This window comes from Gemmobacter aquaticus, from assembly GCF_007859075.1.
GTDB lineage: Bacteria > Pseudomonadota > Alphaproteobacteria > Rhodobacterales > Rhodobacteraceae > Gemmobacter > Gemmobacter aquaticus.
In genome coordinates this window covers 43,976-55,735 of sequence record NZ_VOAK01000004.1, presented here as the reverse complement: position 1 = coordinate 55,735, position 11,760 = coordinate 43,976, and the positions used below count along the sequence as shown (strand labels likewise).

The 11,760-nt window shown below is 57.9% G+C and carries 5 protein-coding genes; all 5 read right to left on the bottom strand.

Going from position 1 to position 11,760, the window contains the following annotated elements; genetic code table 11:
- On the bottom strand, positions 1–107 hold a 107-nt coding region (locus FQU74_RS01320; RefSeq protein WP_146284639.1), incomplete at its 3' end, for a transposase.
- Positions 108–807: 700 nt separating this feature from the next.
- Positions 808–4,371 (bottom strand): restriction endonuclease, encoded by a 3,564-nt coding sequence (locus tag FQU74_RS01315; protein WP_146284637.1) that lies wholly within the window; start codon positions 4,369–4,371, stop codon positions 808–810.
- On the bottom strand, positions 4,371–6,287 hold the full coding sequence (locus FQU74_RS01310) for a site-specific DNA-methyltransferase (protein WP_146284635.1): 1,917 nt from the start codon (positions 6,285–6,287) through the stop codon (positions 4,371–4,373). Before FQU74_RS01310 ends, FQU74_RS01315 begins: the two co-directional genes overlap by 1 nt.
- Before the next feature lie 13 nt (positions 6,288–6,300).
- On the bottom strand, positions 6,301–7,062 hold the full coding sequence (locus tag FQU74_RS01305; RefSeq protein ID WP_146284633.1) for a DUF4391 domain-containing protein: 762 nt from the start codon (positions 7,060–7,062) through the stop codon (positions 6,301–6,303).
- Positions 7,059–10,268, bottom strand: a complete 3,210-nt coding sequence (locus FQU74_RS01300; protein ID WP_146284631.1) for a helicase-related protein — start codon at positions 10,266–10,268, stop codon at positions 7,059–7,061. Before FQU74_RS01300 ends, FQU74_RS01305 begins: the two co-directional genes overlap by 4 nt.
- Between the last annotated feature and the right edge of the window lie 1,492 nt (positions 10,269–11,760).

Below are 11,760 nucleotides of genomic sequence, written 5' to 3'. Positions count from 1 at the left end.
GCACTGCTGATGCCGTGCTCGCGGCACAGCTCGGGAACAGGCATCCCGCCCTCCGCCTGACGCAGCACGCCCATGATCTGGGCTTCGGTGAAACGGCTCTTCTTCATCGGAATCTCCTCGTCCATCCGGCCGAGAAAATTCTACTTCCGCATCCCCTTAACCATGGGGAGGATTACCCGCCCTCCACCTTCTACCGCGCCGTGTCCGGATCCCGCGCGCTGTCAGTTCAGCGGCGAGGACGGGGGCGAGGTCTTTCGCGAAGCAGTCGGCACTGGCGGACGCGGTGTCCGCCATACATGGATAGTAAAATAGAATATCGCTTTATATACAGACAGTTAACTTGAGCTCAACGAGCAAGATGTGTAGCACTATGTGTGGCAAGAGACGATCAAAATCGTAGACCATCTTACCGATATTCCTCGAACAGTTCGTATCAATTTCGGGTCGGTCGAACTGTGACATTCGGCCTCTGCCCCGCCCGCGCGGCACTGCGATCCATGGTGATCGCTGGAAGCCGGTCGCTTTGGATCGTAATCGTGACGGTCATGGTGCCGTCGCAATATTGGTTGCGGGGGCACAAAACCGCCGTAGCCTACCTGAACTCCGCTGCGCTGTCTAACTTGCGGCCTTCAGGTTATGAACTAGACCAAAAGGAGAACGCCCGACCCTTGGATTTCCACAACTGACGCGCCAACCCATTGATCTCTCTTGATTACCTTACCGCTCTCAACCGCAACAGGCAGATGCGGCTGTAGCCTAAACGGTGAACGAGGTAGATCCGCAGTTTGACCTATTGTTGACCCGTTCTCAGTTTGCCCCTTCGAAGATATTGTCGACCGTCCTAGCCTTGATGTAGCGCACGCCATCGTTGCCTTCAGAAAGGGCCCGGAAGTGCGCCTTCCCGCAGTCGATCTTCGCGGCTTCGCTGCTGCGAAGATCGTCGGTGAACAGGCTGTCTTTGGTCTCAACCACGAAGTAAAGCCTTTCGGCACCCTCTTCCTCCACAAGGATCGCCCAATCCGGGTTGTATGAGCCCAGAGGCGTCGGCACCTTGAACCAGCCCGGTAGCTTTGCGAACACCTTCACTGCGGTGTTCTTTTCAAGCTGCTCAGCGAAGGTCCGCTCCACGCCCGAGTCATAGACAACATGCTCGTAAACGGACTTGGTCGTATCGGTCACCATGTTCTTCATGTAGCCCATAAGCTCCTCTTGTTCGAAAAGCTCTTGGGCATAGTAAGCTTCCTCACCGATGCGCTGATACCTAATGCCGTCGACAAGCGCCTGGCGCTTGGTCCGGTTTATGGTTTCGCCCACCAATTCGATGAAGGCTTGCGGATTGCGTTTGAAGTCGGCCAATCGGTTCGATTTGCGCAGAATTTCCACGATGCTCCGACGGGTCAGCTGCGTTCGATCCTGAAGGTCTGTGATAACGTCCGGAAGGACGATGTCGCCCTCCTCGATCGTCACGATCGAACTGCTGTTCTTGTCACGCTCTTTGGCTTCGACGCCGCTTTGCCCAATGGATAGACCAGCCTTACGAATACGAATCCGCGCCTTGCTGATGGGGGCGGCTTCGGAGATGGCCTTCGTGCAGTCCTGGATCAGCTTTTCGTTGTCGAACTGAACCCGATAAGTCGTCTTGTGCTTGATCCGATCCCAAAGCGATCTGAACTCGTCGCCGGACAACACAGCGGCTCGAGTGTTCACCTTCACCCGCTCTGCTGCATTCTTGATATCCAGTTTGCCCGCCAGCTTGCGGAGAATGTCCTTGATGGCCACGTGCTGCGCCTGGAACGCTTCCGGCAACTCAACCTTGCCTGACTTCAGCGCTGTCTTCAGCGCGTCTTGGACCTGGCCCTTGGCGTCGACATAGCCTTTGGCCTCAAGATGCTGGAAAATCGCAGCAGACTCTTCAAAGCCCAGTTGCGCCGTGGAACCATCCTCTTTGGTGATCGGGATAGAAGCGAACTGATGCTTTTCGACAATACCGAAACGGATACCGGTGTCCTTTTCGATCTCCTTTTGCAGGTTCTCGGCGAACTCTTCGTAGCTCTCTGTGGCGATCACCGTAAGCGTGTTGATCTCGAAGCCCCTGACCCGGTGCCCCTTGTCTTCGCCCTTTGACTTCACGGCCAGGCGCAGGCCGCGGCCGATCGTCTGCCGCCGCTCACGCTCTGTGCCGATGTCACGCAGGGTGCAAATCTGAAACACGTTCGGATTGTCCCAGCCCTCCTTCAGGGCCGAGTGCGAGAAGATGAACTTCAGCTTCTTATCGAAGCTCAGCAGCTTCTCCTTCTCCTTCATGATCAAGTTGTAAGCGCGCTCGGCATTGTCACGGTTGGCCTGGTTGTTCTCGGCCGTGTCTGTCCACCGGCGGCTCTTGTCGATCGAGAAATACCCGTCATGGACTTCTTCCGCGTCGGAGATCAGATCGATCCCCTCAAACAGGCTCTTGAAGTCCGGCAGCTTGGCCGCCCGCCGGTATTCCTCTTCGAACATAAGGGCATACTTGCCCTTCACGGGGTTTCCGTCCTCGTCATAGGACCGGTAGTGCTGCACGGCGTCGATGAAGAACAGGCTGAGCACCTTGATCCCCAGCGGAGCCAGCCGCTTTTCCTTTTCCAGATGTTCGATGATGGTCTTGCGGATCATCAGGCGCTTGATGCCGTCCGGGTCCACGTCACCGATTGCCTGGCCTGGGCGCAGGAACTCCTCGGAACCCGGTGTCTTTACTTCCAGCAACGCGTCACCCCCCACCCGGATTTCGCCGATCCGGACGTCACGATAGATCTCGCGTCCGGTCGTTTCCTCCAAGTGGTCGCCATCCTGCACCGTGACAGTTTCCCGCCTGACCTTGCCGTTCCGCTGTACGTCCAGTTCCACCTTCGCGGTGATCGATCCGCGCGTGTTACTGGCCGACAGGAAGCGGACGAACGCCTTGTTGTGGCCGCCCTCCACCTCCATCGAGGCAACCTCGATCTGCTTCACCAGCTTGCGCTCATAGGCATCCACCGCGTCCAGGCGGTAGACCATGTTGTGCTTGTCCACATGGGTCGCCGAATAGCGCAGCGTGCAAAGCGGGTGCATAGCATCCAGCGCCTTCTTCCCTTGACCTTCCAGGCCGCCGTCCACGCTTTGCGGCTCGTCCACGATCAGCACCGGCCGGGTTGCGCGGATCAAATCAACCGGCATTTCACCTCCGACCTTTTCGTTCGGCTTATAGAGGTTGTTGACGTCCTTCTTGTTGATTGCACCGACAGTGACGACCATGATCTGGATTGTCGAACTGGTCGCGAAGCTACGGATGTCCCCCGGCTTGCTGGAATCATAAAGGAAATAGTCGAAGGGCTGGCCGGAATAGAGGCTCTTGAAATGCGCCTCGGTGATTTCCAGCGTCTTGTAGACGCCTTCCTTGATCGCGACCGAAGGTACGACAATCATGAACTTGGTGAAGCCGAACCGCTTGTTCAGCTCGAAGATCGTCCTCAGATAGACATAGGTCTTGCCCGTCCCCGTCTCCATTTCCACCGTGAAATCGCCGGAGGAAACGGTGGCCGAGGGCGGCAGGCCGTTGCGCAACTGAATGTCGCGCAGGTTCGATACGATCTCGTCGTCCAGCAGGGTCAGCCGGTTGCCGATGCCGAGGGCATTCTCTTCCAGCCCCAGCTCACCTTGACCGCCACCGGCGGCGGCGCGGGTCACGGTGAACTCGGTGCGATTGATTTCCTGCCCGCGGAAGAGGTCGCAGACGGCCTCGATCGCCTGTTGCTGATAGTCGAGGTCGGGTTCGAAATGGAGCCGCATGCCTTGGCTTGATACGACGCCAGGTCTCCGCGGAGAGGCCGTGATCGGGGTTGAACCTGCCGTCGCGTCCACGAGCGCCATGTTCGTCTTGTGACGCTCTGTATCCGGGTCCTCGATTGCTGGTGCTGCTTCCAGTTGTTCGATGTAGGCAACGGGAAGTTTGTGCTGTTTTGCACCTGCAACAGCCAGTGCCTTGTACCAAGAGTACGGCGTCAGCTGCGGATCGATATCCGTTGCCTTGTAAGCTGTTACGGACACGTCTTGACCATGCAAAAGCACGGTCAACTGCACTTCCTTGTAGCCATGGCCCAGGCCTTCAGCACGATCGAGGGCAGGTTTCTCACCGAGAGCAATCCTGTAAAGAACACCAAAGACAGAACTGCCGGGCTTGTCACTTTGGACGATGTCAGCCTTGCCCGAGCCATCTTTGCTCGCCTTGTGCCAGCGAACTTCGTACCCACGCAATTCAGCAACTCCCATCGCCGTCGCAGAAGGACAGCGCTCGCGAATGCGGGAAGTCGGCATGTTGGAACCGTAGGCGAAGGTGACAATATGATCACTGACCATCACAGGCTCCGCATGTCTTTGATGCCAGCCTGGTTCAGGATCGCGGCCATGTTGGTCTTGGCGACGTCATCGGCGAAGGCGGAATCCTTGAAGACAACGCGCGTGTCGCCAGCGGGGGCGAGGGCCTGCCACCATGCGATGATGCCTTTTGCCAGACCTTCAACCGTCTCGCGGGTGATGCCATCAGACAGGCAGACGATCAGCGCGCCTGCGCCAACGGAATGCACGGACTTGCCTGCGATGTCCTTCGTCTCGATCGGCACGCAGAGGTCGAGGCCCAGCTTCAGAAGAAGCTCGGTCAGGATATCGGCTTCGGAGCGGCCGGGGACGAGGTGTTCGGCGTGGGCGAGGAGTGTGCCTTCGAGGTCAGCGACGCTTGGTTCCCACGCTCTGACGTTTGAGGGCGCCAATTTGAAAAATCTAAAGCCCGTGTCTAACTCCGGTCTTGCCCCAAGAGCGACGCGAACGCGTTTGAGCCTTTCTGCGGCAAGTGCGGATATGGTTTTGAATCCTGCTTTCCTCGCGTTGAAGTCTTCAGGAATCTCTTCTGGCAACTGCACAAGCGCCCATCGGACCTTCTTTCCTTTCTCAACAGAATGGAGCATCGCGGCATGTCCAAAGGAACCGCTACCAGCGAAAAAATCGAGAATCATGTCCCCGTCATCCACTGACATCGAGATAACAAACTTCAGCAGACTAGTAGGCTTCGGATAAATATTCTCAGAAAAATTTGGTGAAAACAGTGCATCCAGCTCTGAAGAAGCGTTTTCATTTGTCCCAACATCGTAAGACTTGTTGATAATGTTCCAAGGTTTTTCCGGATCATACTCTTCTTTTTCGTATGAAGGCGAGAACGCTTTTGTCTTTATGTATATCTTTACGCCAGAATTGATTTGCTCATTAAGGTATGGCTGCGCCCACTTAAACCGCCCAGACAAAACGACTTCGTTGACAAATATTCCGCCCTTTACTTCCGTGTCTGCAAGAAGCTGGATATCATATGCTGCTGTTCCATATTTTCCTGCGGCATACACGCCATCGGGAAGAGATGTCCTAACCACACCGCGCGGAAAGTGTAGCGTTCCAACCGCATTTGGTTGGTTCATTAACCCATTTGTGCTAACGCTAGGCTTTGATGCGCCAACAAGAGGCAAGGTCCTATTTCGTGCATAGCAGACGATATATTCAATCGACTTCTTTGTGCTGTTAGACAGATTTGCAGGCGTTGTCGTCTTTTGCCAGCAGAACACTTCAATCCTATTCTCTTGTCCAAAAATCTCATCGCCGATCTGGATCAGATTGTGTAGCTCATGATCATCAATACTAATGAAAATCAGCCCCTCATCTGACAAAAGGTCTCTGGCAAGTTTCAATCGAGGATACATCATCGACAACCAAGCAGTGTGGTAGCGACCCGACGTCTCAGGATTAGAAGTCCGCCTTACACCGTTCTCCAGTTGTCCAGTGGCCTCAAGATATGTCTCCAAGCCGTCGGAAAACTTGTCGGAATAAATAAAGTCACTCCCCGTGTTGTAGGGCGGATCGATATAAATCAGTTTAATCTTTCGGGCATAGCTTTTCTTGAGGAGCTTCAGCACCTCAAGGTTATCCCCCTCGATCATCAAGTTCTGCGTCGTGTCCCAGTCGACGCTGTCCTCGGGGCAAGGCAGCAGCGTTCCGGTCGACGGCGTCAGCGCGATCTGCCGTGCCCGGCGCTTGCCGTGCCAGTTCAGGCCATACTTCTCTTCCCGCTCCTCCACCGTGCCGCCAAGGCACTGCTTCAAAACCTCGAAATCGATCTTTCCCTCGGTGAAGGCTTCGGGGAACAGCGCCCGCAGCGCCTCGATATTGCCCGCGACGATATCGACGCTTTGGGTATCGGGGTGGCCTGCATTCAGCTTTTCGATCTCGGTCATGTCTGTCTCACCTTCAAAGGTCTTTACGTGCCGCATCCAAGGCGGCTTCCAGGCGCTGGATCTGCAAGTTCAGATCGACTCGCCGGTTCAACTGTTTCTCTTTGGCAGCCTTCGCCCGCAAGGTCGCCCCTTCGCGCGTCAGCCGGTAAATGGTGTCCAGTGCCGCTCGCCGCCGGTCCAGCACGGATTGTTCATCGGTTGCGGCGTAAGCGCCCGACAATCGCGCGGCGTGTAACGCCTGAACCCGGGTTATCCAGCCCTGATAGACCGTGAATAGGCTACGGTGCGGCAGGTTCGCAAGCGAAAGGTCGTGGATAAATGCTTGATCCACGACAGCTTTTGTCAGGGGGCCGGTGGCTTCGACATCCTCGATCACGATCCTGCCCGCCTCACGTTCCGCCCAGCGCTTGTGGGCAAGCGACAGGGCAAGGCCGCCCGGATCACGGGTGATCAGAAGCACGGGATAGGGTATGGCGCGGTGGATCAATTCGGTCAGGCGCTGGGCCTTGGCGCCCGGCCGGAGGTCGCAACCGACAACTGCAATTTCGAGGTATTCACGGACCTCGTCTCGATAATCGGGCACACCAATGGTCGTGGGCTTGCAGGTCGCGAACCATTGCAGCTCCTCGATCCCATCGCCGATCACCCGCTTGTCGGCCGCCGTCGGCGCGCCTTGTTCGATCAGCAGCTTCTTCGGCACCCGCATTTCCACGCGGGCTTCAGGCGGCAGGCCCAGCACCTGGACAACGGTTTCGAAATCGGCGCCTGCCGTCATGCAGCGCCCTCGGTGTTGGGCAAGACGATGATGAAGGCCACCACCTCGAAGTCATTGGCCCCGGCGAACTCCCCCTTTCGGGCATGAGTGCCGCCGGGGGAGAAGAGGCTGGCGACGGCCCGCTCCTCGCTTTTGCCGACGATCGACGAAATCGCGCGGGCTAGGAGCTTCTGATAGGGCTCCATGTCCCTGCCGCCCTTGGTGGCCTTGTCAAAGCGCTGGCAGGCCTCTGCGTCAGGCAGGTCCTTGCCGATGCAGAGCTTCTTGAGCCGATCCAGCACTTGCTTGGCCTGCGTATAGGGCAGCAGGACTTCGCCATCGTCTCCCACATGGACGATAAAGTGCGGTGCCAGCGGATAGCCAGGCTCTGCCGCCTTCTCCGCCGCCTCACCCACCGCGCGAAGGCAGAAGATCGCGCCGGGGGGGATGCCATTGTCGCCGTGGTCCGGCGGCGCTGACGTGACCGCGTAGGTCGCGAAGGGAAGCTGGTCCAGTGCCTCCCTGTTTTCATGAAGATAGCCAGAGAGATCGATCCTGAAGTCGTTCAGGGTCAAGTCCGCGATCGACACCCCGTTCGATAGGTCTTCAAGATCGATCACCGTGTCTTGCAGCTTTTGCAGCTGCGCCCGGCGATACTCGAGGTCGTTCATCTGGTTGTTCGCCTGGAACTCGATGACGTTTTCTTCGCCGGTTGCAGAAACATCGAGAAGAACCATCCGGCCGCTGACCCGGCTTTCGAGGTCGAGGTATTCGTCCAGTTCCATATTGGGCCAGAAATTGACCAACTGGATGCGTTCGTTTGGCGAGCCGATCCGGTCCACGCGGCCAAACCGCTGGATAATGCGCACCGGGTTCCAGTGGATGTCATAGTTGATCAGGAAGTCGCAGTCCTGAAGGTTCTGGCCTTCGGAGATACAGTCGGTCGCAATCAGGAGGTCGATCTCGCCCTCCTCACGCAGTTCCTGCGGCCGTTCTTTCGAACGGGGCGAGAAGGCGCTCAGGATCGTGCTCATGTCGCCACGCAGGCCGCCGAGGGTCGACTTGTTCGTGCCCCCACCGGTGACAAGCGCGGCGTATATACCCAGCGTTTCCTGCGCCCAGCGCGCCAGTTCCCGATAGAGGTATTCGGCGGTATCGGCGAAGGCCGTGAAGAGGAGCACCTTTTTGTTCTCAGGGTTAATCGGGTTGGCGACCTTCGCCGCGATGACTTCCTTCAGCCGTTCCAGTTTCGCATCTCGATCGGCACTAACCGCACGTGCGGCTGATAGAAGCGTCGCAAGCCGGTTACGGTCTTCGACGAGGTCTTGCCGCCACTTCACCCGATCGACGTCCTGGAGAAGCACGCGGACCTTGCGACCAACCATGAGCGGCTCGGAGGCCGGATCATCGATGTCAACATCGTCGATCCCCAGCTCCTCTATGCCGTCGGCATGAGCGTCGATCTTGCCGAGGATCGCATCGACATCCTCGAGCTGTCGCTTGATCGTCAACGCAAAGGATGCAACCGAACTTTCCATTCGTTTCAAGATGTTGACCCGAAGCAGGTGGATGAGGCTCTCTTCGCGATCGACCTGGCGGAATATGCTCTCCCCGCCGCGCACCTTGGTGCTGTATTTTTCGTCATAGGCTCGCTGCTTGTGCGGCAGCACATATCGGAGTGGCGCATAGGCACCAAGTTTCAGGCGCCTGATTTCGTTGTTGATTTCCCGGATCGGGCGGAACTCACCGAGCAGATCAACATCGGCCTTGATGTTCGCGGGCTTCAGCCGGTCGGGAAAGTGGCCCGTCTCAGCCGTGCCATAGTAGCGTTCGACGTGCTTACGCGACCGCGCAATCGTCAACAAATCCAGAAGCTTGAAGTAGTCGAACCCAAGCATGTCCATGAGGCGCGCTGGGCGGCGCTGCTGATCTGGCAGTTCGAGCCAGCGGTTGAACTGGCCCTGCGCCTTGCGGATCGTGGCCTCGATGCTGGAAATCCCATACTTCGCCAGCGCGAAATCGTCACCTTCCGTCATGAAGGCGATCTGGTTCTTCAGGTCGGCCAGACGATTGTTGACTGGGGTGGCCGACAACATCAGCACCTTGGTCTTCACCCCGGCACGGATGATCTTGTTCATCAGCTGGTCGTACCGGGTGTCGCGATCCCGGTGCGTCGCCTTGTTTCGAAAGTTGTGCGACTCGTCGATCACAACGAGGTCGTAATTCCCCCAGTTCACGTGCGAAAGATCGATATCCCCTGAATGCCCCCCGTCTCGTGACAGGTCGGTGTGGTTCAAGACGTCATAATTGAAGCGGTCGGTGGCGAGAATATTTCGGCGATCGTTCGCCTTATAGAGGGTCCAGTTGTCTCTGAGGCGCTTAGGGCAAAGCACCAGCACACGATCGTTCCGTAGCTCGTAATACTTGATGACCGCCAAAGCCTCAAAGGTTTTGCCGAGGCCAACGCTATCCGCGATGATGCAGCCGCCGATCCTTTCCAGCTTGTCGATCGCGCCAACAACGCCGTCGCGCTGGAACTTGAACAGCTTGTTCCAAACCACCGATCTTCTAATCCCGGTGGCGGATTTGACGATCTTTTCCTCGTCCAACTCATCACCAAGGTCCTTGAAGAGCTGGTAGAGCGTCTGGAAGTAGAGCTGCGAAGGCGGCCGATGCGCCGCCATAGATGCAAGCTTCTGCAGGAGGCCGTCACTCTTTTGGTCATCGGATCGCAGGGCGTTCCAATTCGCAGCAAACCAATCCGAGAACGCTTGCACCTCATCTTCAGTGTCTGAAAGTTGCACGAGGCCCAGCTGCCCAGACGGTGTTATCCCCAAGCCTGACGTTGTAAAGGCGCAGGTTCCAGAAAGTGAGCGACGCTTCGTGCCATTTGCGGCAAGCACCAAGCTTTGTGGCGGCTCCAAAGGTGTGAAGCGCACCTCGACACTTCGTGCCATCCAGTCCGCCGCCTGCTTCGAAAGCCAACGCCCCTGAAGCCTGCTACGGAAAACCCGATCACTTTCGCCTCCGGACAGCGCAAGCGGATCGGCGGATGAAGCACCTAGAATAACACGGCACTTCTCGACTTTCGACAGCACGTCGCGTGACTCGCCGAATGCATGGATCGAGAAGCCCGACGTCATCATATCGACAGCTGAGCCGGGCGATATCCATTCCCGCAGAGCGTCAATCACGCGCTCTTGCCCACTGTTTCTTATCAGTTTCATACGGCGTCCCCGCAAATGACCGCGAATCCCGGGCATTCGCAAGGAATGCAGGGCCTTACGGCTACTGAGCCCCTACCTTACCGCATGCCCTGCGGCTTTCGAGAGGCAACGTGCAGCTTGATGCCTCTAACAGGGTGCTGAAGAAGTCTGCGGGACGGAACGGTTTTCGTTCGGCGCAACCGGCTGCGTTTGTTTTCGGTCCTTGGGCGCATACGGCATGCGTGCCTGACGCGGCTTCTCATCGTCATGCTGCCAGCAGCCTGGGCAGTCGGGCATTCCGCACCGGGCATGGGCGCGCTGACAATTGCTATTCGTCGTCGGTTTGGCAGAGGAGGCCATCATGCCAGCGCTGCGTCGACATCTCGATGAACGTGGTTTTGCGCAGGTCCGGATCGCGCCCGCACTCGGCTAAATGTTTCGGGCGACGCGGCTCGATCCGGACGACCCTTGGGTTCACTGGTGCGCAACCTCGATCGCGCGGACCTCAGGCCAAATGCCGGCCATCCCGCCCCGCCTCGGCGTTGAATGGCCGAATGATGCATTCTCCGAGGTGCCGGCCCTGCCGACGATATGGGTGCTACATTCCTATGCCGCCTGTTCCCAGCACGCACCGAATGAACATCTGCCGAGCCCCATTGCCAGAGAGGGGCTGGCGTTCTTGGCCGGACTCAACTGGGAACTCTGCGCGGCGGACCCGGCCATGCTGACGCACGCCCGCTCAGGCCGCGGGATGTAGACGGTGCAGCGTCAGTCCAGGATTGCAGTGTGTCAAAGGACGCACGAGCGCGTCCCAGTTCCTGATGACCCCAATCGCATGGCTAGATTTGGGATCGGCCTGCGCGGTCTTGCGGGTGGCCCACGGCAGGGGGCGGCGTGTGTACGGAGTCGCACAAGCTGCAGGCGGGCCGGACCGGCACGAGGCGTGCATCCGATGGCGCGCCAGTCGATCACCACCCTGGCCGTTGCAAACAGGTTCCGAGCAGATATCCGCGAGCCGCGGATACTGTTACCGCCCTGCCCCGGCCGTGCGCCCGCGCGACAAGGAGGCCGGCGCTCTTGACCATCGCTCCGCTGCGGGTCCCGATCGATCGGTTCGGATCCGCTGTCCTTCGCGGGGGTTGAAACAGCATTGCAGTCGGCGTCAGGTCGCATCCCGGCGACAGGGCCAAACGCCTGAATGTCATCGAAGAGAACCGCCTCTCCGCTTGGCGTCCGCGTTCCAATCCGGCCATCACACAGCGGCGCATAGCGATCCGCCAGGGCGATATCATCGAAAAGAGCGGATGTTGTGGTGGTGTCCATCGAGATCTCCTGCCTCGACAAAGTCTTGCCGAAGCTGAAGAAAATCCAAACCGCCAATCCTGAAATCCGAGATTCCGGCGCTGCAAGAGACCAAATGCCGGCGGTGTCACCCCTCCGGCCGCGGTCACGACGGCGGGGCCAAACATCGGAAATCTGCAGATACCCTAATGAGTATTCGTCCTGCAAAAAA

Bases quoted from the DNA above. Each gene is read 5' to 3' on its own strand.
- FQU74_RS01305 (WP_146284633.1), bottom strand. From the start codon at position 7,062: ATGACGGCAGGCGCCGATTTCGAAACCGTTGTCCAGGTGCTGGGCCTG.
- FQU74_RS01310 (WP_146284635.1), bottom strand. From the start codon at position 6,287: ATGACCGAGATCGAAAAGCTGAATGCAGGCCACCCCGATACCCAAAGC.
- FQU74_RS01300 (WP_146284631.1), bottom strand. From the start codon at position 10,268: ATGAAACTGATAAGAAACAGTGGGCAAGAGCGCGTGATTGACGCTCTG.
- FQU74_RS01315 (WP_146284637.1), bottom strand. From the start codon at position 4,371: ATGGTCAGTGATCATATTGTCACCTTCGCCTACGGTTCCAACATGCCG.